General features: G+C 65.2%; 24 protein-coding genes. 18 read left to right on the top strand and 6 right to left on the bottom strand.

Annotation, left to right across the window (positions count from 1 at the left end):
• The first annotated feature begins 9 nt into the window (after nucleotides 1-9).
• The 3 genes from AC20117_RS21525 to AC20117_RS21515 all read left to right on the top strand — a co-directional run bounded on the left by AC20117_RS21525 (nucleotide 10) and on the right by AC20117_RS21515 (nucleotide 3,611).
• The gene (locus tag AC20117_RS21525) at nucleotides 10-318 is read left to right on the top strand and encodes a DUF3039 domain-containing protein (protein ID WP_074701707.1); all 309 of its coding nucleotides are present in this window, start codon (nucleotides 10-12) and stop codon (nucleotides 316-318) included.
• A gap of 84 nt (nucleotides 319-402) precedes the next feature.
• A complete protein-coding gene (locus tag AC20117_RS21520; RefSeq protein WP_083339813.1) occupies nucleotides 403-1,833 on the top strand; it encodes an MFS transporter in 1,431 nt (476 codons plus the stop codon).
• On the top strand, nucleotides 1,830-3,611 hold the full coding sequence (locus tag AC20117_RS21515; protein WP_074701710.1) for a DEAD/DEAH box helicase: 1,782 nt from the start codon (nucleotides 1,830-1,832) through the stop codon (nucleotides 3,609-3,611). Before AC20117_RS21520 ends, AC20117_RS21515 begins: the two co-directional genes overlap by 4 nt.
• Nucleotides 3,612-3,637: 26 nt before the next feature.
• Here the strand turns inward: AC20117_RS21515 and AC20117_RS21510 are convergent, their stop codons facing one another.
• Both AC20117_RS21510 and AC20117_RS21505 read right to left on the bottom strand, forming a co-directional pair.
• Nucleotides 3,638-4,270: a nicotinamidase gene (locus AC20117_RS21510; RefSeq protein WP_074701711.1), complete on the bottom strand. Its 633-nt coding sequence runs from the start codon at nucleotides 4,268-4,270 to the stop codon at nucleotides 3,638-3,640.
• Nucleotides 4,267-5,607: a nicotinate phosphoribosyltransferase gene (locus AC20117_RS21505; RefSeq protein ID WP_236777399.1), complete on the bottom strand. Its 1,341-nt coding sequence runs from the start codon at nucleotides 5,605-5,607 to the stop codon at nucleotides 4,267-4,269. The genes AC20117_RS21510 and AC20117_RS21505 overlap by 4 nt, the downstream gene beginning before the upstream one ends.
• A gap of 90 nt (nucleotides 5,608-5,697) precedes the next feature.
• Here AC20117_RS21505 and clpS point away from each other — a divergent pair, with 90 nt between their 5' ends.
• The 7 genes from clpS (at nucleotide 5,698) to AC20117_RS21470 (ending at nucleotide 10,689) form a co-directional block, all read left to right on the top strand.
• Nucleotides 5,698-6,048: an ATP-dependent Clp protease adapter ClpS gene (gene clpS / locus AC20117_RS21500; RefSeq protein ID WP_418202265.1), complete on the top strand. Its 351-nt coding sequence runs from the start codon at nucleotides 5,698-5,700 to the stop codon at nucleotides 6,046-6,048.
• A gap of 2 nt (nucleotides 6,049-6,050) precedes the next feature.
• Entirely contained in the window at nucleotides 6,051-6,626 is a 576-nt protein-coding gene (locus tag AC20117_RS21495; RefSeq protein WP_074701713.1) for a DUF2017 domain-containing protein, read from the top strand.
• Between the two features lie 117 nt (nucleotides 6,627-6,743).
• Nucleotides 6,744-7,712: a glutamate racemase gene (gene murI, locus AC20117_RS21490; RefSeq protein ID WP_236777398.1), complete on the top strand. Its 969-nt coding sequence runs from the start codon at nucleotides 6,744-6,746 to the stop codon at nucleotides 7,710-7,712.
• Entirely contained in the window at nucleotides 7,709-8,503 is a 795-nt protein-coding gene (locus AC20117_RS21485) for an MBL fold metallo-hydrolase (protein ID WP_074701716.1), read from the top strand. The genes murI and AC20117_RS21485 overlap by 4 nt, the downstream gene beginning before the upstream one ends.
• 28 nt (nucleotides 8,504-8,531) lie before the next feature.
• The gene (rph, locus tag AC20117_RS21480) at nucleotides 8,532-9,302 is read left to right on the top strand and encodes a ribonuclease PH (RefSeq protein ID WP_074701717.1); all 771 of its coding nucleotides are present in this window, start codon (nucleotides 8,532-8,534) and stop codon (nucleotides 9,300-9,302) included.
• Complete coding sequence (gene rdgB / locus AC20117_RS21475; RefSeq protein WP_074701719.1) at nucleotides 9,299-9,934, top strand: RdgB/HAM1 family non-canonical purine NTP pyrophosphatase; 636 nt, start codon at nucleotides 9,299-9,301, stop codon at nucleotides 9,932-9,934. The genes rph and rdgB overlap by 4 nt, the downstream gene beginning before the upstream one ends.
• 74 nt (nucleotides 9,935-10,008) lie before the next feature.
• Nucleotides 10,009-10,689, top strand: a complete 681-nt coding sequence (locus AC20117_RS21470; RefSeq protein WP_074701720.1) for a DedA family protein — start codon at nucleotides 10,009-10,011, stop codon at nucleotides 10,687-10,689.
• A 16-nt stretch (nucleotides 10,690-10,705) separates the two neighbouring features.
• Here AC20117_RS21470 and AC20117_RS21465 read toward each other — a convergent pair whose 3' ends face one another.
• Nucleotides 10,706-11,308: an HAD family hydrolase gene (locus tag AC20117_RS21465; protein ID WP_074701722.1), complete on the bottom strand. Its 603-nt coding sequence runs from the start codon at nucleotides 11,306-11,308 to the stop codon at nucleotides 10,706-10,708.
• Nucleotides 11,309-11,500: 192 nt separating this feature from the next.
• Between AC20117_RS21465 and AC20117_RS21460 the strand changes: the two genes are divergently transcribed.
• The 4 genes from AC20117_RS21460 (at nucleotide 11,501) to AC20117_RS21445 (ending at nucleotide 14,646) form a co-directional block, all read left to right on the top strand.
• On the top strand, nucleotides 11,501-11,890 hold the full coding sequence (locus AC20117_RS21460) for a GntR family transcriptional regulator (protein WP_074701723.1): 390 nt from the start codon (nucleotides 11,501-11,503) through the stop codon (nucleotides 11,888-11,890).
• Nucleotides 11,887-12,822 (top strand): ABC transporter ATP-binding protein, encoded by a 936-nt coding sequence (locus AC20117_RS21455; protein WP_074701724.1) that lies wholly within the window; start codon nucleotides 11,887-11,889, stop codon nucleotides 12,820-12,822. The genes AC20117_RS21460 and AC20117_RS21455 overlap by 4 nt, the downstream gene beginning before the upstream one ends.
• Nucleotides 12,819-13,508, top strand: coding sequence for a hypothetical protein (locus tag AC20117_RS21450; RefSeq protein WP_074701725.1), 690 nt, complete (start codon nucleotides 12,819-12,821; stop codon nucleotides 13,506-13,508). Before AC20117_RS21455 ends, AC20117_RS21450 begins: the two co-directional genes overlap by 4 nt.
• A 118-nt stretch (nucleotides 13,509-13,626) precedes the next feature.
• Nucleotides 13,627-14,646, top strand: a complete 1,020-nt coding sequence (locus AC20117_RS21445; protein ID WP_074701726.1) for a 3'-5' exonuclease — start codon at nucleotides 13,627-13,629, stop codon at nucleotides 14,644-14,646.
• Between the two features lie 39 nt (nucleotides 14,647-14,685).
• Here the strand turns inward: AC20117_RS21445 and AC20117_RS21440 are convergent, their stop codons facing one another.
• Complete coding sequence (locus AC20117_RS21440; RefSeq protein WP_074701728.1) at nucleotides 14,686-15,612, bottom strand: oxidoreductase; 927 nt, start codon at nucleotides 15,610-15,612, stop codon at nucleotides 14,686-14,688.
• Between the two features lie 29 nt (nucleotides 15,613-15,641).
• Entirely contained in the window at nucleotides 15,642-16,694 is a 1,053-nt protein-coding gene (locus tag AC20117_RS21435; protein ID WP_074701729.1) for an ADP-ribosylglycohydrolase family protein, read from the bottom strand.
• A gap of 172 nt (nucleotides 16,695-16,866) precedes the next feature.
• On the opposite strand from AC20117_RS21435, the gene AC20117_RS21430 reads away from it, so the two are divergent.
• From AC20117_RS21430 to AC20117_RS21415, 4 genes are all read left to right on the top strand, one after another.
• The gene (locus AC20117_RS21430) at nucleotides 16,867-17,907 is read left to right on the top strand and encodes an MIP/aquaporin family protein (protein ID WP_083339814.1); all 1,041 of its coding nucleotides are present in this window, start codon (nucleotides 16,867-16,869) and stop codon (nucleotides 17,905-17,907) included.
• Nucleotides 17,908-18,042: 135 nt separating this feature from the next.
• Nucleotides 18,043-19,203, top strand: a complete 1,161-nt coding sequence (locus AC20117_RS21425; RefSeq protein ID WP_074701731.1) for an exonuclease SbcCD subunit D — start codon at nucleotides 18,043-18,045, stop codon at nucleotides 19,201-19,203.
• Complete coding sequence (locus AC20117_RS21420) at nucleotides 19,200-22,274, top strand: AAA family ATPase (RefSeq protein ID WP_074701732.1); 3,075 nt, start codon at nucleotides 19,200-19,202, stop codon at nucleotides 22,272-22,274. The genes AC20117_RS21425 and AC20117_RS21420 overlap by 4 nt, the downstream gene beginning before the upstream one ends.
• A 72-nt stretch (nucleotides 22,275-22,346) precedes the next feature.
• Nucleotides 22,347-23,663 carry an MFS transporter gene (locus AC20117_RS21415; RefSeq protein ID WP_083339815.1) on the top strand — a complete coding sequence of 439 codons (1,317 nt, stop codon included), beginning with the start codon at nucleotides 22,347-22,349 and terminating at the stop codon, nucleotides 23,661-23,663.
• On the opposite strand, the gene AC20117_RS21410 is transcribed toward AC20117_RS21415, so the two are convergent.
• Nucleotides 23,664-24,428 (bottom strand): IclR family transcriptional regulator, encoded by a 765-nt coding sequence (locus tag AC20117_RS21410; RefSeq protein WP_083339816.1) that lies wholly within the window; start codon nucleotides 24,426-24,428, stop codon nucleotides 23,664-23,666. It lies immediately after the preceding gene.
• Nucleotides 24,429-24,936: the final 508 nt, after the last annotated feature.

The raw sequence follows: 24,936 nt of genomic DNA, 5'->3' as shown, positions 1-24,936 counted from the left end.
GATGGACACATGACTTTGCCTCCTGATCCCTTCGAAAACGACCCGTACCGCGATCCTTCGGGGCCGGGCGGTTCCACCGCGACCATTGAGCGCGAAGAGCAGCGCGAGGAACTTGAGCCTGGAGACCGGGAGCGCTTTGCCCACTATGTGCGCAAAGAGAAGATCATGGAGTCCGCGCTCTCCGGCGAGCCGGTGATTGCCCTGTGCGGCAAGGTCTGGACGCCGGGCCGCGATCCCAAGAAGTTCCCGGTCTGCCCCGAGTGCAAGGAAATCTACGAAGGCCTGCGTCCCGGAAACGACGATTCCGGCAAGAAGTAAGCCTGTCTTCCATCCACCTGCGGCCGTCGGACGTTACATCCGACGGCCGCTGCCCGCTGCCTGAAAGTATGTACTGATTAACAGATGACCGAACCACCAGCCGCCGCCGCAGAGGGAGCGATGTCGGCTGCCTATCGGTCGCTGACCATCGGGCTGCTGGCCATTATCACGCTGACCGCGTTCGAAGCGATGGCCGTCGCCACGGCGATGCCGGTGGTCGCGCAGGAGCTGCACGGCCAGGCCAGCTACGGGCTGGCGTTCTCCATGTTCCTGACCGCCTCGCTGCTGGCCACCGTTATCGCCGGCATCTGGTGCGACGTCAGGGGCCCGACGCCCTCGCTGGGCGCTGGCCTGGCGCTGATGGTGGCGGGCCTGGTGCTCTCCGGCGTGGCGGATACGTTCTGGCTCTTCACTACTGGCCGGGCCATTGCAGGGCTCGGCGGCGGCTTCCTGATCGTGGCGGTCTACGTGATCATCGGGCAGGCGTACCCCCAGCAGGTGCAGCCGGTCATTTTCGGCTGGCTCGCGGCGGCCTGGGTGGTGCCGTCCCTGATCGGCCCCTACGTGGCCGGACTGCTGGCGCAGTACTTGTCCTGGCGGCTGGTCTTCTATGGAGTGGCACCAATCGTGCTGCTGGCGGTGCTCGTGATCTGGCCCTCGGTGCGCCATCTTGGCGCGCCGGAAGAGCCGACCATGGACCGGCGCCTGGGCAAGCAGCAGGCTGTCCGCGGACTGGTTCTGGCCGGCGGCGTGTTCCTGGCCCAGTGGGCGCTGTACCAGGCAGTCCAGACTCCGGAGGCAGGAACGGCCGCTGCGCTTTATGCCGTGGCGGGCGTGGGTACGGTGCTGGCGTTGCTGGCGCTTCCGGGTCTGATGCCGGCCGGCACGCTGCGCCTGAAGCGGGGGCTGCCCAGTGTCGTCGCCACCCGAGGCTTCATCAACCTTGCTTTCTTCGGCGCCGAGGCTTTCATCCCGCTGATGCTTGTGGCTTCCCATGGCATCTCGCCTGCGACCGCAGGCCTGGCGCTGACCTCGGGCGCGGTGGGCTGGAGCATCGGCTCGTTCGTGCAGGCGCGGGTGCGCACCGACCGGCATTGGCTGCTGGTCATCGGTTCCGGCGTGCTCGCCGCCGCCATGGGACTGATGTCGCTGCTGACCAATCCGGAGGCACCGTTCTGGCTGCTGATTCTCGTGTGGGGAATCGCCGGTTTCTCCATGGGCATGGCGTTGTCCACGACGTCGGTCATGATCCTGAAGATGTCCGCCCCGGCCGAGCGGGGCCGGAACTCGGCGTCGCTGCAGCTGGCGGACCAGCTCGGCGGCGTGGTCGGCACCGCGGGAGCCGGGAGTTTGTTCGCGCTGCTGCGCAATCCGGACAACCCCGCGGACACCGGCGTGTACGTGGTGATCTGGCTCGCACTGGCCGTCTTCGCCGCGGCCGCCATGTACACTGGCTGGCGCAGTGCTGAACAGGATCCATTAGCTGCAAACCGCAAGGAGTTTCGCAAAGTATGAGCCAGGACACTCTCTTCGGTTCCGGACCGGCGCTACCCCCCGCCTACCCCGAACGGGCTGCCTGGGGTACCGCGCCCAAGCTGCGCCAGTGGCAGGCCGAAGCGCTGGAGAAGTACTTCTCGATGGCGCCGCAGGACTTCCTGGCGGTTGCTACTCCCGGCGCCGGTAAAACCACGTTTGCGCTCCGGGTCGCGACAGAGCTGGTCGAGCGCGGGACGATCAACCGCATCGTCGTCGTCGCCCCGACGGACCACCTGAAGCGCCAGTGGGCCGACGCCGCGGCGCGGGTGGGATTATCCATCGATCCGAACTTCAAGAATTCCGACGGCGCCCACGGTCGCGACTTCATCGGAGTGGCCGTGACCTATGCGCAGGTGGCCATGAAGCCGATGCTGCACCGGGCCAAGACTGAGGTCGCCAAGACGCTGGTCATCCTGGACGAAATCCACCACGGCGGCGACGCGCTCAGCTGGGGCGACGGCATCCGCGAGGCATTCGAACCGGCCACCCGCCGCCTGGCCCTGACCGGTACACCCTTCCGCTCGGATACGGCGGCCATCCCCTTCGTCGAATACGCCGAGGACAAGGACGGCATCCGCCGCTCCAAGTCCGACTACACCTACGGCTACGGCAATGCGCTGCGCGACCACGTGGTCCGCCCGGTGATCTTCATGGCGTATTCGGGGCAGATGCGCTGGCGCACCAGCGCGGGCGAAGAGTATGCCGCCTCCCTCGGTGAGGCGGCAGTCACCAAGGACATCACCGCGCAGGCCTGGCGGACCGCGCTGAACCCGCAGGGGCAGTGGATTCCCTCGGTGCTGGCGGCGGCCGACAAGCGTCTGACCGAGGTCCGCCGCGCCGTCCCGGATGCCGGCGGACTGGTGATCGCCACGGACCACGAGGACGCCCGCGCCTACGCCGGACAGCTCAGCCGGATCACCGGCGAATCGCCCACCGTGATTCTGTCCGACGACGCGGGGGCCTCCGAGAAGATCGAAGAGTTCTCAGCCTCGGACACCCGCTGGATGGTGGCCGTGCGCATGGTGTCCGAAGGCGTCGACGTGCCGCGCCTCTCCGTGGGTGTGTACGCCACCTCCACCGCGACGCCGCTGTTTTTCGCCCAGGCCGTGGGACGCTTTGTGCGTGCCCGGACGCGCGGCGAGACCGCATCGGTGTTCCTGCCCTCCGTACCCAACCTGATGGCCCTGGCCAACCAGTTGGAGCTGGAGCGCGACCACGCGCTGGACCGCCCGGACAAGGACAACGACGAGGGCTTCGTTCCCGAAGAAGGCCTGATGGAGGCCGCCAACCGGGAGGACAAGGCTTCGGACTCGCTGACCAAGGGCAAGTACGAAGCGCTGGAATCCCAGGCTTCGTTCGACCGGGTGCTTTTCGACGGCGGCGAATTCGGCACCGGCGGCGAAATCGGGTCCGAGGACGAACTGGACTTCCTCGGCATTCCCGGCCTGCTGGATGCGGAGCAGGTGGGCACGCTGCTGCGCCAGCGCCAGCAGGAGCAGCAGTCCCGCAAACGCCTGCGCAGCGGCGCTGCCCCGGAGCCGGAGCCGCAGGTGGTGGACCACCGGCAGCTGACGGAACTGCGCGGCCAGCTGGCCAAGAACGTTTCAGCCTGGTCCGCACGCTCGGGCATGCCGCACGGCATGGTGCATTCCGAACTGCGCCGGATCTGCGGCGGTCCCGCAGTGGCCCAGGCCAATGAGGAACAGCTCAACAAGCGGCTGAAGAAGCTCCAGGACTGGTTTATCGGCCGCAAGTAGGCGTCAGGCAGGCCCCGTTGGCGGGGTCAGTTCTGTACCTGTTCCTGCACTACCTCGATGCCGTTATCTTCGAGCTCCGCGATGGTCTCGGCCACCCGCTCCTCATTGATACCCGCCGTCAGGTCCAGCAGGACCGACGTCGAGTAGCCGGCCTGCACGGCGTCCAGGGCAGTGGCACGGACACAATAGTCCGTGGCGATGCCTGCGACCACCACTTCGTCCACCTCGTTCTGGCGCAGCCAGTCATCCAGGCTGAGTACCTCCGCATCGTCCTCGTCGCCGTCGGCCTCCAGATCGCCGGTGGCCACTTCGTCCTCCGGGGCAAGCAGGCCTTCGAAGCCGGAGTAGGCCGCCGCATAGGCGCCCTTGCGGAAGTAGGCGTCGATCTCGTCGGTGTCCAGATCCGGGTGCAGCTGCGCGCCCTTGGTGCCGGCCACGCAGTGCGGCGGCCAGCTGTCCACGAAGTCCGGCGTCTCGGAGAAATGGGTCCCCGGATCGATGTGCCAGTCCTGGGTCGCCACGACGAAGTCGTAGTTGATGCCGTGGGCCTCCAGGTGCTCGCTCAGGTCCGCGGCGACCCGGGCGCCGCCGTCGACACCCAGCGAGCCACCCTCGCAGAAATCGTTCTGCACATCCACAATGACCAGTGCACGGGTCATGATTCCTCCTCAAACTCTTCGAACTCAGTGGGGATTACCGCTTCGCCGCGCTGCAGTCGCCGGATGGTGCCGGGCAGTTCGGCCATTGACTTGTGGTGCCGCTCGGCCGCACGCTCGACGCCTTCAGCGCCGGTCCATCCCGGCAGCAGCTCGCCGTTCTTCATGAACTGTTCGATCAGCGGGCGGTCGTTGCCGTCGTCCTTCGGCCGGTGCCCGATGCCGATGATTTCGGCGGTAGCGGTGCCACGTTCGTTCAGACGGCGCAGGGCGTATTTGCGTCCGCCGACAGAGACTTTGTTCTTGGCCGCTTTTGCCACCGGCACAGGGTTTCCGTTGTCGTCTTCGCGGCTGACCAGCTTGTACACCATGCTCGCCGTCGGGGCCCCGGAACCGGTGACTAGTTCCGTGCCTACGCCATAGGAATCCACAGGGGCGGAGGCCAGGGCCGCGATGGCGAATTCGTCCAGGTCGGACGTGACGGTGATGTGCGTGTTGTGGTTGCCCAGATCGTCCAGCAGCTTGCGGACCCATTGGGCCTGCGTGACCAGATCGCCCGAGTCCAGCCGCACGCCGCCGAGTTCCGGACCGGCCAGTTCAACGGCCGTCCGGACGGCATTTTCGACGTCGTACGTATCTACCAGCAGCGTGGTGCCCTTGCCGAGGGAAGCCAGCTGGGCCTCGAAGGCAGCCCGCTCGCTGTCGTGGAGCAGGGTAAACGAATGGGCAGCTGTGCCCACGGTCTTGATGCCGTAGCGGAAGCCCGCCTCCAGGTTGGAGGTGCTGGTGAACCCCGCGATCACCGCTGCGCGCGCCGCGGCCACGGCGGATTCTTCCTGCGTGCGCCGCGACCCCATCTCGATGCAGGGCCGGGCTCCGGCCGCGCTGGTCATCCGGGAGGCTGCCGAGGCGATGGCGCTGTCATGGTTCAGTGCGGAGAGGATGAAGGTTTCGAGCACACATGCTTCGGCGAAGGACGCTTCGACGATCAGGATGGGCGAGTACGGAAAGTAGGCTTCGCCTTCGGCGTAGCCGTAGATGTCCCCGCTGAACTTGAAATCCGCCAGCCAGTCGATCGTGGGGGAGTCGACCACGTTGGTACGGGCCAGGAAGTCGAGCTGGGCTGCGGGGAAAGTGAAGTTCTGGATGCCCTCAAGGACCCGGCCGGTGCCGGCAACCACGCCGTAGCGGCGGCCGTCCGGCAGCCTCCGGGCGAACGCTTCGAAGACGGAGCGCCGGTGGGCAGCTCCGGAGCGCAGGGCGGCCTGCAGCATTGTCAGCTCGTAGTGGTCGGTATACAAGGACGTGCTGGGAGGAACCCAGCCGGATTCGGTACTCACACCACAAACTCTAATCCGGTGTTCGCCGTCTGAGTACCCGGCACGGCCAAAGCGGCGCGGGGAGTCCTGAAGCCTACAATGGAATCCATGATGTCGAGCATTTACCCTGATTTCGCCCTGCCCGCGGTGGTGGTCAGCACCATTGTCGACGCCGAAGCTGAAACGGCCCGGGACGCCGAAGTCGAGGAGCTCTCCGCAACGGATGTGCCCTGGGTGGTCATTGTCTGGAATGATCCGGTCAACCTGATGAGCTATGTCAGCTATGTCTTCCAAAGCTACTTCGGCTACTCGGAAGCCAAGGCAAACAAACTGATGCTCGAGGTACACCGGCAGGGCAAGTCTGCGGTGGCCAGCGGCACGCGGGAAAAGGCGGAGCAGGACACCGTAGCAATGCATTCATTCGGCCTGTGGGCCACGTACCAGAAGGCGGACCAGGCGTAAGTATGGCCAAGGCATTCAGGAACACACGCAAGGGCATTACCGGCGAGCTGGAAGCGGCGGAGCGGGATCTGATCCGCCGGCTCTTCGAGGACATCATCAGCATGCTCGAGCGCGAGGGGGTCGCCGACGAGGACCCGCTGGCGGCGATGGTCGGGCTGGATAGCAAGGCCGTCAAGCCCGAGGACAGCGCCCTGCTTCGCCTGCTGCCGGATGCGGTGAAGAACGACGACGGCGAGGCGCTCGAGTTCCGCCGGCTGACCGAACGCTCCCTGCGGGAAGACAAGGTAGCGGCGCTGCGCGCCAGCTCGCTGCTGCTGGAGCAGAGCCACGTCCAGCTGACTGCCGAGCAGGCCCGGCTCTTCGCCCGCGCGGTCAATGACGTGCGGCTGGTGCTGGCGGACCGGCTCAAGATCGAAACGGATGAAGACGCCCAGGCCCTGCACGGCATCGACGACTGGTCCCAGGCCGAGGATCTGGACACCTATCTGGCCCTGGTCTACAACTTCATGACCTGGCTGCAGGAGACCTTGATGCAGGCGTTGCTGGACGGGCTGGGCAGGACCGAATCGAACAATTAATGCCCGCGGGCGGGCTTCGCGCCGCGTCATCAGACTGTGAGATGGCTTACAGCCGCTGCATGGAAGTTCTGCAATAGCACGGCCAGGACTTATCCTCGTTAGATCATGAGCCCGGACGTGAGTGCGACTTTGAAGAACAGCCAACCCTCTGCCCCCATCGGCATTTTCGATTCGGGCGTCGGTGGGCTGACCGTTGCGCGTGCTGTGATTGACCAGCTGCCGCAGGAGTCTGTGCTGTACGTCGGGGATACCGCGAACGGCCCCTACGGACCCTTGCCGATCGCCGAAGTTCGGGCGAACGCCTTGGGCGTCATGGATGAACTGGTGGACTCGGGCGTAAAGCTGCTGGTCATTGCCTGCAATTCGGCCTCCGCGGCCGTGCTGCGCGATGCGCGGGAACGCTATACCGCCCGCTACGGAATTCCGGTGATCGAAGTCATCCAGCCGGCAGTCCGCCGCGCCGTTGCCTCGACCCGCAGTGGCCGGATCGGCGTCATCGGTACTTCCGCAACCGTCGGCTCCCGCGCCTACGAAGACACCTTCGCCGCCGCGCCGCATCTGGATGTCACCTCGGTTGCCTGCCCGCGGTTTGTTGAATACGTGGAAGCAGGCGTCACTGCCGGGGACCACCTGCTGTCCACCGCCGAGGAGTACCTTGCGCCGCTGAAGACGGCGGACATCGACACCCTGGTGCTCGGCTGCACCCACTATCCGCTGCTGACCGGTGTTATCTCCTATGTGATGGGGGACAGCGTCACCCTGGTCTCCAGTGCCGAGGAAACGGCGAAGGATGTCTACCGTGCGCTGGTGCGCCATGGTCTGCTTCGCCAGGATGGCCTGCCCCCGCAGCACCACTTCATTGCCACCGGCGACGCGGCCGCGTTCGAGGTACTGGCCAAGCGCTTCCTGGGGCCCGAAGTCCGGACCGTGGAGCACGTGGACCGCGTGGCGGCGCAGTATCCCACCGGAGCGATGGCGCGGATTACCGAGGAGATGATCGCCGCGGCGAAGTCCGGGAACGACGGGAACGAGGTGTCACGGCTGTCGCATTTCGTTGGCGCCGGACGTGAGGACGCGGGGATATGAACCTGACCATTATCGGCTGCACCGGTTCGTTCCCGGGGCCGCTGTCACCTGCTTCCTGCTACCTGGTGTCGGCCCACGACGGCGAAAGGACCTGGCGGATCCTGCTGGACCTGGGCAACGGTGCGCTCGGAACGGCACAGCGTTACATGGATCTGGAAGACATCGATGCGGTCTTCCTCAGCCACCTGCACCCGGACCACTGCATGGATCTGTGCGGGCTGCATGTCGCCGTCCGCTGGCATCCGGACGGCTGGTCAAAGGGCCGCATCCCGGTGTGGGGACCGGCTGCCACCGCGGACCGCATGGCAACCGCGTATGGACTCGAGCTGGACCCGGGTATGCACGAAGAGTTCGACTTCCACAACTGGACGGATAGGGAAAGCGTCAAGCTGGGGCCCTTCACCATCACCCCGTACGCCGTGCGTCATCCTGTGGACGAGGCGTACGCCATGCGCGTCGAGGCCACCGAGCCAGGCCCCAAGGGTCCGGTCACGAAGGTCCTGACCTATTCCGGCGACACGGACAGCTGCGACGCGCTGGTCGAAGCGGCCCAGGATTCGGATATGTTTCTCTGCGAAGCGGCCTACCATGAGGGCCGCGATGACGCCATTGAAGGAATCCACCTGACGGGGAAGCGGGCCGGCGCCGCGGCGACCAAGGCCAATGTCAGCCGCCTGCTACTGACCCATCTGCCGGTGTGGAACGACTCCGTGCGTACGGTCGAAGAGGCCCGTGAGACCTACTCGGGCGGTTTGGCCGTGGCCGTGGCCGGAGTCAGCTACGTCGTCTGAGCCGCGGCCGTGCGGATAAGCTGGATTCATGACTTCAGTTGACTCGAGCTCTGCCCTGCCCGCCGCCATCGTCCGTGCCGATGGGCGCGCGCCGGACCAGCTGCGGCCCATCAGCATTACCCGGGGCTGGTCCAACCAGGCCGAAGGCTCGGCGCTGATCGAATTCGGCAACACCCGGGTACTGTGTACCGCATCCCTGACGCAAGGCGTACCGCGCTGGCTCAAGGGCGAGGGCCGCGGCTGGGTCACCGCCGAATACGCCATGCTGCCCCGGGCCACCAACACCCGCTCCGACCGCGAATCCGTCAAGGGCAAGATCGGCGGCCGCACCCACGAGATTTCGCGGCTCATCGGCCGTTCCTTGCGCTCCATCATTGACCTCAAGGCCCTGGGCGAAAACACGATCGTGCTGGACTGCGATGTCCTGCAGGCCGACGGCGGAACCCGTACCGCGGCGATCACCGGAGCGTATGTGGCGCTGGCCGACGCGCTGCGCTGGGCCAAGGAAAACAAGCTGGTGGGCCGCAACGCCCAGCCGCTGATCGATACGGTGGCAGCCGTCAGTGTGGGGATCATCGACGGCGTGCCCATGCTCGATCTGCCCTACGTGGAAGACGTGCGCGCCGAGACGGACATGAACGTCGTCGTTACCGGATCCGGCAAGTTCGTCGAAGTCCAGGGCACCGCCGAGGGCGCGCCGTTTGACCGGGATGAACTGAACGCCCTGCTGGATCTCGCCCTCGCCGGCACCGTCGAGCTCGCGCAGATCCAGCGCGAGACGCTGGGGGAGAGCGCATGAGCGGCGCAACCCAGCACAGCGGTGCGGCCCGCCTGGTCCTGGCCACCAGGAACCCCGGCAAGCTGCGCGAACTGCGCGAGCTGCTGCGGGGGCAGGTTCCGGATCTCGACGTCGACACCCAGGTTATCGACGCAGCCACCGCCGGCGTGCCAGATGTGAAGGAAACCGGGGTGACCTTCGCGGAGAACTCCCTGCTCAAGGCGCGGGCCGTGGCGGAAGCGACCGGACTGGTCGCCGTCGCCGATGATTCCGGCCTCGAAGTCGATGTCCTCGGTGGGGCCCCGGGCATCTTTTCGGCCCGCTGGTCCGGTTCACATGGTGACGATGCCGCCAACCTGAAGCTGTTGCTGGCCCAGCTTGAAGACATCGGACTAGAACACCGTGCGGCGTCCTTCGTCTGCGCGGCCAGCGTTGTCTCGGCGGACATGGATGCAGTGGTGGAGGGCAGGCTGCGGGGGACGCTCCTGACCGAGCCGCGCGGCGCCGGCGGCTTCGGCTATGACCCGATCCTTCAGCCTGAGGGCATGGACCGCAGCTGTGCCGAACTGTCGCCGGAGGAAAAGAACGCCATCAGCCACCGCGGGCAGGCCTTCCGGGCGCTGCTGCCGCAGCTGGTCAAAGCCCTGAGCTGAGCCAGTGGGCTTCGTCACGGTGCAGACGTGCCGTTCGGCGAAGCGGAGGAGCGTAAGGCACACTTGAAGGCATCATGAGCATCCAATTCCCCGCTGCCGTTTCCGCCCAGTCCACTGACTCCGCCGCGAACCTTACGGGCGTGGCCCAGTGGGCCGTGAATATGATGGAGACCATCGGGGCTCCCGGAGCAGGCCTGGCCATCGCGTTGGAAAACCTCTTCCCGCCGCTGCCCAGCGAGGTCATCCTGCCGCTGGCCGGCTTCACTGCCAGCCGGGGAAATTTCACGCTGATCGAGGCGCTGCTCTGGACCACACTGGGTTCGGTGCTCGGAGCCTGGCTGCTCTATGGGCTTGGTGCCTGGCTGGGCCGTCGGCGGATGTATGCCATTGCCGACAAACTTCCGCTGGTCGACGTCGAGGATGTCGAAAAGGTTGAAGCCTGGTTCAACCGGCACGGTTACAAGGCGGTCTTCTTTGGCCGGATGATCCCGATCTTCCGGTCCCTGATTTCCATTCCGGCGGGTATAGAGCGAATGCCCGTGTGGAAGTTCCTGTTGCTGTCCACTGCCGGCAGCCTGATCTGGAACACCATCTTTGTTTTCGCCGGGTTCTACCTGGGCGAAAACTGGCACTTCGTGGAACAGTACGCGGACATCTTCCAGAAGATTGTCATTGCCGCAGTCGTTGTCTTTGCGGCCTACTGGCTCATTTCCAAGATCGTGAAGATCCGCAACAGCCGGAATTCAGCTTCCTGACTCTGGCTCCCGGCCGCTAAAGTCCGAGCTCGCGCAGCAGGTCCGTGCCCGGGACATGATGGACCGTGGTCATTCCGAGCGCCTTGGCAGCCGCGATGTTTTCGGCCTTGTCGTCGATGAAGACGATCGCGGCCGGATCCGCGTTCAAGGTCGAGAGCACGTGCTGGAAAGCGCCGGGATTGGGCTTGACCTTGCCGATCCTGGAGCTGTAAAAACACTGTGAAAAGTACCGGGTCCATGCTGCGGAAGAAAATTCGTCTGCCATGGCCAGCGGCATATTGGACAGCACTGCCAGCTGCGCGGTGCGGGAACTGAGCAGATCCAGGACATCCAGTGTGTCCAGATTCAGATGCGACCACTGGATGGCGTCCAGTGAATCCAGTTCCATCGCCCTGCCCTCGGAGACGGCCGAGCCGACTACCCGTGTCCAGTAGTCTCTGGAGGAGATCCGCCCCTCGTCGTACTGCAGCCGGTGAAGCCAGTAGGCGCTGTCCACCTGCCGCAGATTCAGGCCTGCCGCCTCTTCCAAGGCCAGCCAGTCCGCTTCTTCAGGGGCGGTGGAAATCACCATGCCGTAGTCGAACAAATACCACTGCGGACCGGGGGTGAGAGTAGCCATGTCTCAAGGGTAGCGCTGCGCCCGCCGGCTTCTAAGAGCTCCTGTGTAACCACTTCATTAAGCTTGTCCGCCATATTCCTCCCAGCCATTCTCTTGACCTCGGGTGCACCAGGTGTTGTATGGTTAGCTACATGAGTAATGAACCCCCTAACCTCGTGGAGGTTCGCGGAGGCCGGAAGGGCCGGTGGGCAGATGATCGATGAATCACGTCCGATCTTCATGCAGATCGCCGAGCTGATCGAGAACGACATCGTCGATGGGGCGCTGGCGGAAGAGGCGCAGGTTCCTTCCACCAACGAATTTGCGGCCTTCTACCGAATCAACCCGGCTACGGCAGCCAAAGGCGTCAACCGGCTTGTAGACGAAGGCATCCTCTACAAGAAGCGGGGAATCGGCATGTTTGTAGCCACGGGCGCGCGGGCACAGCTGATGGACCGGCGAAGGGAAGAATTCTTCCGCCAGTATGTCCAGCCGCTGGCCCGGGAGGCACGCAAGCTCGGCATCAGCAAGGAGCAGCTGGCACAGATGCTCAGCCGCAGCGAGACAGACACAGAAACCAGTGAAAGGAGCGTGGCACAGTGACGGCCCCAGGCGACTCGACCATCATCGAAATCCGCAATGTCACCAAGCGCTACAAAGACACCACAGCCCTCGACGACGTCAGCTTGAAGATCGACGGCGGCAAGATCTACGGGCTGCTCGGCCGGAACGGCGCCGGCAAGACTACCCTGATGTCGGTACTGACCGCACAGGGCTTCCAGACCTCCGGCGAAATCCGGGTCTTCGGCGAGCATCCCTACGAAAACGACAGGGTGCTGAGCCGGATCTGCTTCATCCGCGAGTCGCAGAAGTACCCGGATGATTTCACCGCCGAACAGGCCTTCGCCTCGGCCGCGCTGTTCTTCCACAACTGGGACAAGGCCTTTGCACAGCGGCTGGCCCAGGACTTCCAGCTGCCGCTCAAGCGCCGGATCAAGAAGCTCTCGCGCGGCCAGCTGTCCGCCGTCGGAGTCATCATCGGTCTGGCGTCGCGCGCGGAGCTCACCTTCTTCGATGAGCCGTACTTGGGACTGGACGCGGTGGCCCGGCAGATTTTCTACGACCGGCTGGTCGAGGATTATTCGGAACACCAGCGCACCATCATTCTTTCCTCGCACCTGATCGATGAGGTGGCGAACCTGCTTGAGCATGTGATCGTGATCGACAGAGGCAAGATCATGATCGACGACGACGCAGAGGCCATCCGCGGCTCGGCGTTCACCGTAGTCGGCACGGGCACCAGGGTGGCTGCTTTTACCGCCGGCCGCGAAATCCTGCACCGTGAATCCTTGGCCTCGCTGGCTTCGGTCACCGTCCAGGGCCGGCTAAGCGAAGCCGAGCGGTCGGAGGCGGCGGAGCTCGGCCTGGAAGTGGCACCGGTATCCCTGCAGCAGCTCATCGTCCGCCGGACCATGGATCCTGGCGTCGACCTGTCCCTGAACGGGGCACCTGCCGAACTGGAGGTATCACCATGAACCGCATTGCCAACGTCGCCAGGATGCAGCTCATCAATAAGTGGACCTTCCTGGGCATTCCGGCGGTCATCATGGGTGGTGCCTTCCTGGTCACCTATGCCATCTGGGTGCTGATTCCGGACAGCGAGTCCACCGTGTACTCCGGTGCCGCCCAAGCGGTCATGTGGTATTTTCTGGCACTGGGGATCCAGTCGCTGACCCTCACCTTCCCGTTCTCGCAGGCCATGAGCGTCAGCCGCAGGACGTTCTATCTCGGCACCGTCGGCTTGTTCGCCGTCGTCGCCCTGGCCATCAGCGTCCTGTACTACATCCTCGGTCTGGTCGAGGTGGCGACCAACGGCTGGGGCCAGAACGGGCAGCTCTACGCCCTGGGCTGGATTGCCGACAGCCACGCCATGGTCCAGATCCTGTTCTACTTCATCGCCATGCTGGCCCTGTTCATGATCGGTTTCTGGTTTGCCACCATCTACAAACGTTGGCGGGCCACGGGCATGCTGATCGTGTGGATCGCGATTGCCTTGGTGCTGCTCGGCTTGGTGGCGTTGACCACATGGCAGGGCTGGTGGCCCGCGGTCGGCGCGTGGTTCGTGGCGCAGACGCCGCTGAGCGTCTCGGGCTGGGTTGCGCTCTTCTGCGCCGTCCTGGCCGCGGGTTCCTACCTCACCCTGCGCCGGGCCGAGCCGTAGGGAACGGACTACGCTCGAACGACACCCAAAATAACGACGGCGGCTGCCGGCCTTGGTGCCGGCAGCCACGTCGTGTTTATGGCAGGAACTGTCCTGGCAGGCCGGTACTCTTGAGGGCGTGGGAATCGAGTTCACGGCCATAGACTTTGAGACAGCAAACGGGTTCAGGGGCTCTCCATGCTCTGTGGGTCTGACCAAAGTCCGGAACGGGCAGGTGGTGGAAGAAGCCTCCTGGCTGATGCGTCCGCCGGAGGGCTTCGACCACTTCGATCCGCGCAACGTCCAGATCCACGGCATCACCGCCGACATGGTCGCCGGCAGTCCGCGGTTCGGGGAGATCTTCCCCGAGATGGCCGGCTTTATCGGTGCGGATGTCCTGGTGGCGCACAACGCGGCATTCGATATGGGCGTGATTCGATCGGCGCTGGAAGTCTCGGAGCTCTCCGGGCCGGCCTATGATTACGCGTGCACCGTCATTCTTTCGCGGCGCAGTTACTCGCTGGTGTCCTATTCTTTGCCGTTCGTCGCGGAAGCCGCCGGCGTTCCGCTGCTGAACCACCACGACGCGGTCGCCGATGCCCGGGCCTGCGCCGGCATCATGGTGGACATTGCCGCCCGGAACTCGGCGGCCAGCATTGCCGAACTTCTGGTCGCCATGCAGTTGCCGGCGTCGCGGCTGCAGGAATACGTCCCGGGCCGCGACGGCCTCTCCAAACCAACGGTCAACGCGCGCAACCGCCAGGAACTGGCCGTGACAGCCGGGGGAGCGGCGCCGAGCACCGCGTGGACCTACTGGCCGCAGGAAGGCGCCAATCCGCCGGCCAATCCCGAGGCAGACGAGACGCATCCGCTGTTCGGCCAAACCATAGTGTTCACCGGCAACCTAGGGATTGAACGCCAGCAGGCCAAAATCCGGGCGGCCGCGCTCGGCGCCCAGCCGGCCAGCACCGTAACGCGCAAGACCAGTGTCCTGGTGGTGGGGGACGGTTTCGTCGCGGCGGACCTCAAGCGAGGCCGGATCACCACCAAGGCCCAGAAGGTTCTGGCGCTGCACGGCCGCGGCCAGCAGGTCGAGGTCCTCTCCGAGGGGGAGTTCCTGCAGATGCTCGGTGGCGAGTGGCCGTCAACCAGCGCCTGACCCGGGTCGCCTAAACCCGCGTACTACTAAACCGGCGTACTAAAGGTCCAGGCGGAACCCGGTCAGTTCCTGGGACAGATCGATCAGCCTTGACGCCGCGTTCCGTTCCAGGGCATGGGACTGCGGCCGCACCAGCGCGGGCTGTCCCCGGAGCTGGAACGGCCCGTCCGGCCCCCAATAATCACCGTTGCGGACGTCGTCATCCACGGCGGCGCGCACCAGCGGCCAAGCTCCGGCGTCTTTGCCCTGGGCAAAGGGGCGGCTGAGCCGCCGCTGGATAGCCGAGGCGGGCCGATGGGTAGCCACGCCGGGCCGGCGCGGGGTGAACATGCTGCGTGAGTAGCCGGGATGGGCCACTACCGACGTAGCCGGGGAGCCCACTATTTCCAGCCGGTGCGCCAGTTCGAAGCCGAAACTCATGACCGCCAGTTTGGACAGGGCATAGGAGTGGTAGCTCGAGTATTTGCGGGGGTGCGCCGCCGTGGTGAAGTCCGGCCTCACCCAGCGGTGGCTGACGCTGCCCACGTGAACAATCCGGCTGCCATGGGCGGCCAGCGCGGGCATGAGCTCGGCGACCAGCGCGAAATGGCCCAGGTGGTTCGTGCCGAACTGAAGCTCGAAGCCATCCGCAGTGTTCTGCCGCAGCGGGGACCCGATGACGCCGGCATTGGCCACAAGACTGTCGATATGCTCCAGCTCCGAAAGCCGCGCGGCCGCGTGCCGTACCGAGGCCAGGCTCGCCAGGTCCAGATGCTGGTAGGTCACGGCGGCTTCCGGGAAGCGGGCCTTGATCGCGGTGATGGCGGCTTTGGCCTTCTGCGGATTCCGGGCGGCAATGACCACCTTGGCGCCTGCTTCGGCCAGCTGCTCCGAGGTGAAATAGCCCAGGCCCGCGTTTCCGCCGGTGACGACCACCGTTTTTCCATGCAGGGGCGGCAATGCGTTGGGGATCCAGTCCTGAGTCATGAAACCAGCGTATCGGCCGCTCCGGCTGCTTACACCGGGGCCTCGGTCTGGGCCAGGAAGCGGGCCGCCATGCCGAGGACCACCTCCCGCGCTTCTGCCGCATCCATCCAGGACGGGGGCAGTGCCGCCTCCCCATAAAACGCCCCGAGGATATTCCCCGCGATGCTCCCGGTGGAGTCGCTGTCGCCGTCGTGATTAATTGCTATGGCGAGGGCGCTGCGGAAGTGCTCTTCCGGCGTCGTACTCCCTTCGGTAACCAGGACCGCATAAAGCGCGACGGCGAGTGCCTCCTCGGCGACCCAGCCCTCACCCAGTGCTGCGGTGAGTTCCGCCGGTGCCACCGCACCTTGCCCGGCAAGGTCGATCGCCGCGCGGAGCCTGGCGGCAAGCTCAGGGGCGGAGGTTTCCTGCTCGGCGCGGGAGAGCACGGCAGACGCGGCGCCCGCGAGGTCGGCATTCTCGTGGACCAAGAGCCGGATGAGGGAGGCGAAGGCCGCGGCGCCGTGGTGTGCTGCCGGGTGCCCGTGGGTCAGGGCCGAGCCATTGACCGCAAACGTGTACACGGTCTCCGGCGTGACGAAGGGCAGCAGCCCGAACGGAGCGGAGCGCATCACGGATCCGCAGCCCTTGGACTGTGGATTCAGCGGCCGGGCCAGCGTCCCCATGTCGCCCGTGGCCAGCGCCGACAGACACGCTTTGCCGGGAGCGCGGCGCTGCTTGAGGACCGGCTGGGCGTCGATCCAGCGCGGGGCCGGTTCCGGGGCCGACTCGGGAAAAGCGCCTTCCTGGCCGGCGTACCAGCGTAGATAGGCCAGCCAGAGGAGCGCCGTCTCGTCGGCGGCAGTGCCGCCGTTGGCCCATTCCAGCGCTTCCACCAGAGCGTCTACTGTATAAAGGGTGAGCTGCGTGTCGTCCGAGATGTGGCCCGGGGAATCCAGCTGGGAGAAATCCCGCAGCCCGTCCGGTCCGAAACGTTCCTGGATCTGGTCCCAGCGGGAAAACTCAACGGCATAGCCCAATTGGTCGCCGAGGGCACCGCCCAGCAGGCAGCCGCGGACGCGGGAAGCGAAGTCAGTAGTCACGCCTCCAGCTTATCCGCGTCCCACGCCCGCAGGCCGGGCCCGACCGATCCCCGGCAAGCGTCGTTCAGGCTGTTCAGCAAACGTTCAGCTTTTTCCCAGCATCAGGTGAAACGCTGTAGTCGTTTTGTGATCGGACGCCGGTCCAGCACCGGCCCAAGGAGGTAATAACCAGATGTCGACAGAGCAGGCTGAGAACCCCCAGCCACGTCCCGCACCGCCGGCTGTGAGGGAGCTGCCTCCCCGGCTCGGGGAGGGCTATGGGATGTCGGCGCGGATCGCCGCCGAGATTGCGGGTGCCTTTCTGTTGTTCTTCGGTGCCCTGGGCATCGGTATGTTCAACCCGCAGGGCGGATTCGCCGTACCGTTCGGTTTCGGCCTGGCCGTGATCGCCGGCATGCTGGCATTCGGCCACATCTCCGGCGGACAGTTCAACCCGGCGATCACACTGGGCAGCGCGCTCGCGGGCAGGACCAGCTGGAAGAACGTCCTGCCGTACATCATCGCCCAGCTGGTCGGGACATCGCTGGCCGCCGTCGTGCTGTGGGTGATCATGCGCAGCCACCCGGTCGGATCCCAGGCCGCCCAGGTATTCTCCTCCGTTGCCAATGGGTATGCTTCCGGCGAAGACCTCGGCTTCACGATGGCCGGCGTCTTCCTCGCGGAGACCATCGGCACCGCGATGCTCGTGGCCATTTACCTCGGTGCCACCTCTTCGCGTGACCGGCTGCGCAGCGCCCCCTACGCCGTAGGCCTGGCCTTCGCCGTGCTGACTGCCGCCCTGCTGCCGATCTCCAACGCAGGCATGAACCCGGCACGCTCCACCGCCGCGGTCTACTTCGCCGAGCCCGCCGCCCTGGGCGAGCTGTGGCTCTTCTGGGCCGCTCCGGTGCTGGGCGCCGTGATTGCCGGGCTGCTGTACCGCAGTGCTGAAACCGTGCCTGCTGCCAAGACCAAAAATGCGGACGACGCCGGACGGCAGGCTTCGGCAGCCGCCGATACCTCCGCTGCCGGTTCCGTTACCGGTACAGCTACGGGCACCGCGGCCGGCGACGGCGTCGCCGGGGGCAATGCGGTGGTAGATACCGTCGAAGACGACAAGAACACTGCCGACGGCAAGCCTGTCCGGGACGATCTCGGTGCCGCCGAGGCCCGCGACTTCTTCGACCAGAAACCGGCTCCCAAGGACGCCGGCCGTAAGGACTCCGCCGAGTAAGGCGTCCCGCCGCCGGCTTTGAGCAGCTGTGTCCCGTCCCTGCCGCAGGGGCGGGACACAGCTGTGTAAAAGGACACCTGTGGATAACGGCAGGTCTGCGAAAAACTGTCAGAGCCGGCAGGTAGCTTTGAAGCCATGAAGCTTTTGCACACATCGGACTGGCACCTCGGCCGGTCGTTCCACGGCGTCGGCATGCTCGGAGCACAACAGCACTTCATCGACCAGCTGGTGGATACAGTCCGGGTACACAGCGTGGATGTCGTGCTCATCGCCGGGGATGTGTATGACCGCGCCCTGCCTGGGGTGGACGTCGTGACGATGTTTTCGGACGCGTTGTCCAGGATCCGGTCGGCTGGCGCCCGGATCATCCTGACCAGCGGCAACCATGACTCAGCCTCGCGCCTGGGCTTCGGCAGCGCCATCCTGGCCCACGGCGGCGTCCACCTGAGGACCCGGATTGCCGAACTGGCCACCCCGGTGCAACTTGAGCTGGACGGCGCCACCCTGGCCGTCTACGGCATTCCGTACTTGGAGCCGCGGCTGACTGCGGAGGAACTGGAGGCAGCGGCGCCTACCCATACCGCCGTGATGCGTGCGGCACTGGAACGCATCCACCAGGATCTGGAGAGCCGCAGAGCACACGGGCCTGTCCGCTCGCTGGTCATGGCCCACACCTTCGCCAGCGGCGGATTGACCTCGGACAGCGAGCGGGACCTGAGCATCGGCGGAGTAGGGGCAGTCCCGCTGGACCTCTTCGACGGCCTCGACTATGTGGCGCTGGGCCACCTGCATGGGCGCCAGGAGCTGAGCGCATCGGTGCGCTATTCCGGTTCGCCCCTGCCGTATTCGTTTTCGGAATCCGGCCACCACAAGGGCGGGATCCTGCTTGAATTTGACCGGGACGGCCTCGTGGGCGCGGAGAACGTCAGTTGGGACACCGGGCGCCGGCTCGCCGTGCTGCGGGGCACCATGGCGGACCTGCTGGAATCCGAGAAGCATGCCGCGGCAGAAGACTCCTACTGCCAGATCACCGTTACGGATGCCGAGCGGCCGCTGAAAGCGATGGAAAGGCTTCGCGCCCGTTTCGCCCATACGCTTGTCCTCGCTTTCGAGCCGGAAGGAGGCCCACGGACGGACCGCCTGACGTACAGCGAACGTATCGCCAAAGCGCAGGATGACCTGGACGTCTGCTGCGGTTTTCTTGACCATGTACGGTCCCGGTCGGCGGGCGACGCGGAACGAGGGTTGCTGATGGAAACCCTTGCCAAAGTACAAGCCGCGGAGGTGTCGGCATGAGGCTGCACCGGCTGGAGATCCAGGCCTTCGGCCCGTTTGCGCAACGCCAGAGCGTGGACTTTGATGAGCTCAGTGCCCACGGTCTGTTTCTGCTCAACGGCAAGACCGGCGCAGGCAAGACCAGCATATTGGACGCGGTATGCTTCGCGCTGTACGGATCCGTTCCCGGTGCCCGGCAGGGCGGCAAACGGTTGCGCAGCGACCACGCGGACCCGGCCTTGGCACCGGAAGTAGTTTGTGAGTTCAGCGCCCGGGGCCGGCGCTTTGAAGTGACGCGCTCGCCGCAATGGGACCGGCCCTCTACGAGGTCAAGCAAGGGCAGTGTTACCGAGCAGGCGCGCACCCTCCTGCGCGAATTCGTCGACGGCAGTTGGGTCGAGAAATCGGCCAGGAATGACGAGGCCGCCGTCGAACTTGGCGACGTGCTGGGCATGAGCCTCGACCAATTCACCAAAGTGGTGATGCTGCCGCAGGGCGAATTCGCGGCTTTCCTCAGGGCGGATGCCAAAGAGCGACGTCCGCTGCTGCAGCGTCTGTTCGACACGGACCGCTATGAGCTGATCGAGGACTCCCTGGCGGCCGACGCTGCCACGGCACGGGCTGCTTTCTCAACCGCCGAAACGGAGCTGGGACACCTGCTGCGTCGTGCGGAGGAAGAAGCGAACCGTCACCTGGCGCCGGAACAACTGCCGGAGGACGGCGCCCCGGCTACCGAGAAGCTGCAGCAACTGCACTCGTCCGTCGAGCGGCTTGCGCAGGAGGCAGGGGACGCCGTCGGGAGCGGCCGGAGGACACTCGAAGAACTCAAGAGCGGCATTGCGCGCCAGGAAATGCGCTTGGCCGACCACGCGGACTGGCTCCTCCTGCAGGGGCTTGAAGCGGAGCAGGCGGCAGGGGCAAATGACTCCAGGCGGCGCGCCCAGGTACTTACCGCCCACCGGGCCGCGGAGCTGCTGCAATCCAGCATCCGGCACCGTGACCAGGCATCGTCGAGAACCGAGGAAAGCCTCCAAACGGCACAGACAGCATTCGAACGCGTGGCGCGCCATCCGCTCTGCGGCACTTACGCGCCGGATTTCGCATCGGGGAAGCTGGAACTGCCGGCTATGGGAGCCGAGCGGGCCCAGGAGTTGATCGAAACCGCTGCAGGCAGCACCGGCCACGAACTGGGCAGAATACGCGCCCTCTTACCTGAGGAAGCCCGTCTGAAAGAAGCACGGGCCCAGGCGGAGAGGCTGCTGCAAACTGCGGATCAGTTTGACCGCCGCTACGAAAAGGTAGATGCGGAGGCAGAAGCTACCCGCGCTGCCGGCGAACAATTCGCTGTCGACCTGGCGGCCGCCGACGGTACGGACTCGGACGTCGAGCGGCTCGGGCAGCAGCTGAAAGAGGCAGAGGCGGTCGCGGAAACGGTGTCCGCCTACGGCGCCTGCCGAGCCCGCGTTGACTCCGCCAGGCGGGTGCGCGATGAGGCCAACGCACTCCAACTGCAGTTGAAACAGCACTGGCTGGATCTTCTGGAGCGGCGCCTGGAGCAGTCAGCCGCTGAGCTCGCCCACACACTCGAACAGGGTGAAATGTGCCCGGTCTGCGGATCAGACGAACATCCGCGGCTGGCAACAGCAGACGGCGACAGCATGGTCAGCCGCGAGGAAGAAGCCGCTGCCCGTCGGGAGCATGCACAGGCCGAGACCGCCTACGCGAAATCGCAGGAAAGTTTTGCTGTCCTCGAGAATAAACTGGCGGGTCTGGCGGCCCAAGGCGGGGAAACTGAACCGGAAGCGGCTGCTACCGCTGTCCGCGACCTGCAGGATCTCCTTGGCCAGGCACAGGAGGCCGCACAAAACCGTGCGCGTTTACGCGGCCTGATCGAAAAGAGCCGGGACGAGCTCGCGGCGCTGTTGAGCCAGGGATCGGAACTGGCTGTCGCTGCTGCCGGTGCCCGCTCCGATGCCGAGGCGGCGGCGCGGCAGGCCGACCAACTGGAGCAGAAGATTGCAACGGTTCTCCCGCCGGGCGGCACACTGCAGGAGCTGGCGGAAGGCTTGACCGCAATGGACAGCCTGCTCAAGCAATGCCGTCAGTCACTGGGGGAGTACACGTACGCGCTGGCAACCCTGGAACGGTGCAGCAGTGAGCTTGAGGACGCCATAGCCGGTTCGGAATTTGGCTCGGAAGCGGATGTCCTGGCCGCCCTCCTCTCTGCCCGCGAGCTGGAACAGGCCCAGCTGCAGGACCGTGCGTATGCCTCGCTTGGCCAGCGGATTGAGCTGCTGCAGGCTTCGGACCGCGTCGCGCGTGCTCGGCAAGCCCAAACTGAGGGGGAACCGCTGCCGGACGAAGCGCAGCTGGAGGAGCTACGGCGCAAGGCGCGGGCTATGGAAACAGAGCTGCAGGCCGTGGCCGTGCGGCATGGGGTGCTGCAGGAGTCCGCGGAACAGCTGCTTGGCTATTGCCGGCGGCTGGAAGCAGCAGCCGCATCGTTGGAGCCGGTCCGGGCACGCTTCGAACTGGTGCAGTCCGTTGCCGACACGGTCCGTGGCCTGGGCGAAAATGAACGGAAAATGACGCTCACCACCTATGTCCTTGCTGCCCGGCTCGAGCAGATCGCCGCGGCGGCCTCGGAACGCCTGAATGCCATGACGGACGGACGTTACCGGCTCGTCCATGACGACTCGAAGTCGGGCAACAAGAAGTCGGGTCTCGGGCTCCACGTCAGTGACGAATGGACCGGACAACGCCGCGATACCTCGACGCTCTCCGGCGGTGAATCCTTCATGGCATCGCTTGCTCTTGCCCTGGGGCTGGCAGATGTGGTCCAGGCTGAGGCAGGCGGAGTCGATATCGAAACCCTCTTTGTGGACGAAGGATTCGGCAGCCTCGACGAACAGGCGCTTGAACAGGTGATGGACGCCCTCGAAAGCCTCCGCGACGGCGGCAGGGTCGTAGGACTGGTCAGCCATGTGGCCGAAATGAAGCAGCGCATCGGAGCGCAGCTGCAGATCAGCAAGGGCCGCGATGGCTCCACCGTGCGGATGACGACGGAATCACCCATCCTGCAGCCGGTGTAGGATTGTGCCGTTATCCGGGTTGGGCGCATCGGGAGGCGGGACGATGCGCGGTTCTTGCTATCGGAAAATGACATGACACGAAGTGCGGACTCTACTCCAACTCCCAACGCCCCAACGGCTGAGGCCACGGGCGACGTGCCGGAAGCATCAGCGTCAGGCAGCATTTTCGGCCGCTACGCCCGCCTGCCAGCCCTGGCGGGGCCAAGCTTCCTCCCTATTGCCTTCCTCGCTCGGCTTCCCTTGGCCATGCTCACGGTAGGAGCGCTGACTCTGCTCACCGCCGTTAGCGGTTCCTACGCAATCGGTGGCTTCGCCGCCGGCGCAGTCGGCATCGGATCCGCCATCGGCGCCCCGGCAATCGGCTATTTCGCCGACAGGGCAGGCCAACGCCCGGTCCTGCTGATTTCGGCTGTTGCCCACACACTGAGCATTGGCCTCGTCCTTGCCGCCGCCTACCTCACCGCCGATTTCGACGGGCCGGAAATCTTTTTCGCCCTCGGCGCTGCGCTGCTCATGGGAGCCACTTGCCCGCAAGTGGGTCCGCTGGCGCGCGTGCGATGGATGGCCATGACGAGGAACAATAAGCAGGAACTCGATACGGCCCTGTCCTACGAAAGTACCGCCGACGAGCTGACCTTCGTCCTGGGACCGGCACTGGTGGGGCTGCTGGCGGCATTGGTAGCACCCTGGCTGCCGTTTGCGCTGGCAGCAACCCTGACCATCGTGATGGTTTCGGCTTTCGCCGTCCACCCGACCTACCGCAGCGTCCAACCAGTGACCCCGAAGCTGGTTGAACGGCACCCGCAGGCAGCGGCCGCGGCGCGGAAGACCCCGGTGAACTGGGGAGTTGTCATTATTCCTGTGGCCGGGATGATTGCCATGGGGACGTTCTTCGGGGCCACACAGAATGCTTTGAATGCGTTCGGCGGTAGCTTTGGCGCGGCGGACACGGCAGGTCTGCTCTATGCCGTGCTCGGACTGAGTTCCGCTGTGACGGCGTTGTCTGTCGCGTACTGGTCGGAGACGTTTTCCCATGCCTCGCGCTGGATCGCCAGTGCCGCAGCGATGGCCGTCCTGAGCCTGCTGTTACTCCTGCCCACTGAAGTAGTGCCGATGCTGGTGGTCCTGCTGCTCGTGGGTCTGCCCGTCGGACCCACCATGGTCACCATCTTCACCATCGGAGGTAAGGTCGCTCCGGACGAGCGGCTGGGCACGGTCATGACCCTGCTGGCAAGCGGAGTAGTGCTCGGCTCGGCCCTTGGCTCCGGAGTAGCCGGGGCAATCGCCGAAACCTACGGCTACCAAGGTGCGTTCCTGGTCGCCGTCGGGGCATCCGTGGCCATGCTGGCGGTAAGCATGCTCGGTGCCATGCTGGTCCGCCGGAGGTAGTCAGCTGAGTTCGTCCTCTATTGCGGCCGCTGCCCGGATCAATTCTGCACCCAACTCAGCCTCCGGCTTGTCAGTTCGGACGTAAACGACGGCGACCGCAGCTGGCAACTGTCCCGGAATGCGGATAGGCGCCGCCACCGAGGAGGTTCCCGGTATGACCTCCTCGTGGCTGACGCTGTAGCCGACTTCGCGGGCTTTCCTGGCCTCGGGACGGTACGCCTGTCCCGAGGCCAGTTGTTCCCATTGCTCTTCGGTTAGGGCGGACTGGATGGCGATACCTGGACCGCCTGCGCTGAAGGAGTGTCGCGTGCCCGGCCGCTGGGCCAAGGTGGCTGAAGCATGGCGCGGTTCCACCGTGATAAGCGTGACGCAGTCTCGCTGGTCCCATACGGCGAGGAACGCCGTCATGGCCAGTCCATTAGCCAGGGCAGTCAGCTCCGGAAGCGCTGCCGATTGAAGATCACGTGAGACTCCGCGGGCCAGTGCAGCCAGACCCGGTCCGGCCTGAACTCGCCCGGCCGAATCACGCAGCACCAGCGAATGGTCCTCCAGCGTACGTAGAATCCGGTAGGCGATCGACCGGTGGACGCCGAGAGCCTCCGAGAGTTCCGCGATCGTCATCGGCGACCGTGCCTCGGCCAATATCTCAAGAGCTCGAATCCCGCGGGACAAAGTCTGCGAGTGGGCGGGCGCTTTGACTGATCCCTCCGCGCGCGTCGGGGCGCCAGCGGGAACCGCTGGAGCCGAAATACGAGCCTCACTCATCAGACCATCCTATTTTCCGTCGGGGAGAAGCAGCACACAGTGAATTGTGTCTCCACTCACATTCCTCCATTGTTCTATATCGGGACGTGATGTTCAAATATAGAACGCAAGGCAGGGTGTGCGGGCATTGCGGTGCAGTGGGTCGCTGCGCGTCAGACACCATGATGAATGGCCGGGCGCTTCGATGAGATGGACAGTGTCGTGTCTTCGAGGGCCTCTTTGTGTCGATCGAGCGCATCGTCCTGCCCGCCGTAGCCATGCAATGCCCGGCATGGCGTAAGCCAGTGCCGTGGACTAGTGGCGCATCAGGTTGCCGCCAACGCGATCGCCAAGAGCGCCTTCTTCCTCGGACTGAGCCTCCGCTTTTGTTCGGAGGCCGGTGGCTCCGTTGCATGGGATGCTGCCAGCTCCCGTCGGCACTGCTGGCAGTGAAGCACCGTTGCCTAATCGTTAGGCTTCGAACTGTGCCCCATGTCACCATCGTGTAATATTGCCAGAGTCACATTAC

The sequence above is a fragment of the Arthrobacter crystallopoietes genome, assembly GCF_002849715.1.
Classification (GTDB): Bacteria; Actinomycetota; Actinomycetes; order Actinomycetales; family Micrococcaceae; genus Crystallibacter; species Crystallibacter crystallopoietes.
This window is presented reverse-complemented; position numbering and strand designations above follow the sequence as displayed.

Bases quoted from the DNA above. Each gene is read 5' to 3' on its own strand.
- AC20117_RS21410 (WP_083339816.1), bottom strand. From the start codon at position 24,428: ATGAGTGAGGCTCGTATTTCGGCTCCAGCGGTTCCCGCTGGCGCCCCG.
- AC20117_RS21450 (WP_074701725.1), top strand. From the start codon at position 12,819: ATGAACCGCATTGCCAACGTCGCCAGGATGCAGCTCATCAATAAGTGG.
- AC20117_RS21465 (WP_074701722.1), bottom strand. From the start codon at position 11,308: ATGGCTACTCTCACCCCCGGTCCGCAGTGGTATTTGTTCGACTACGGC.
- AC20117_RS21495 (WP_074701713.1), top strand. From the start codon at position 6,051: ATGGCCAAGGCATTCAGGAACACACGCAAGGGCATTACCGGCGAGCTG.
- clpS (WP_418202265.1), top strand. From the start codon at position 5,698: ATGTCGAGCATTTACCCTGATTTCGCCCTGCCCGCGGTGGTGGTCAGC.
- AC20117_RS21485 (WP_074701716.1), top strand. From the start codon at position 7,709: ATGAACCTGACCATTATCGGCTGCACCGGTTCGTTCCCGGGGCCGCTG.
- AC20117_RS21520 (WP_083339813.1), top strand. From the start codon at position 403: ATGACCGAACCACCAGCCGCCGCCGCAGAGGGAGCGATGTCGGCTGCC.
- AC20117_RS21415 (WP_083339815.1), top strand. From the start codon at position 22,347: ATGACACGAAGTGCGGACTCTACTCCAACTCCCAACGCCCCAACGGCT.
- AC20117_RS21510 (WP_074701711.1), bottom strand. From the start codon at position 4,270: ATGACCCGTGCACTGGTCATTGTGGATGTGCAGAACGATTTCTGCGAG.
- AC20117_RS21460 (WP_074701723.1), top strand. From the start codon at position 11,501: ATGATCGATGAATCACGTCCGATCTTCATGCAGATCGCCGAGCTGATC.
- AC20117_RS21470 (WP_074701720.1), top strand. From the start codon at position 10,009: ATGAGCATCCAATTCCCCGCTGCCGTTTCCGCCCAGTCCACTGACTCC.
- AC20117_RS21515 (WP_074701710.1), top strand. From the start codon at position 1,830: ATGAGCCAGGACACTCTCTTCGGTTCCGGACCGGCGCTACCCCCCGCC.
- rph (WP_074701717.1), top strand. From the start codon at position 8,532: ATGACTTCAGTTGACTCGAGCTCTGCCCTGCCCGCCGCCATCGTCCGT.
- AC20117_RS21425 (WP_074701731.1), top strand. From the start codon at position 18,043: ATGAAGCTTTTGCACACATCGGACTGGCACCTCGGCCGGTCGTTCCAC.
- AC20117_RS21420 (WP_074701732.1), top strand. From the start codon at position 19,200: ATGAGGCTGCACCGGCTGGAGATCCAGGCCTTCGGCCCGTTTGCGCAA.
- AC20117_RS21440 (WP_074701728.1), bottom strand. From the start codon at position 15,612: ATGACTCAGGACTGGATCCCCAACGCATTGCCGCCCCTGCATGGAAAA.
- AC20117_RS21430 (WP_083339814.1), top strand. From the start codon at position 16,867: ATGTCGACAGAGCAGGCTGAGAACCCCCAGCCACGTCCCGCACCGCCG.
- rdgB (WP_074701719.1), top strand. From the start codon at position 9,299: ATGAGCGGCGCAACCCAGCACAGCGGTGCGGCCCGCCTGGTCCTGGCC.
- AC20117_RS21525 (WP_074701707.1), top strand. From the start codon at position 10: ATGACTTTGCCTCCTGATCCCTTCGAAAACGACCCGTACCGCGATCCT.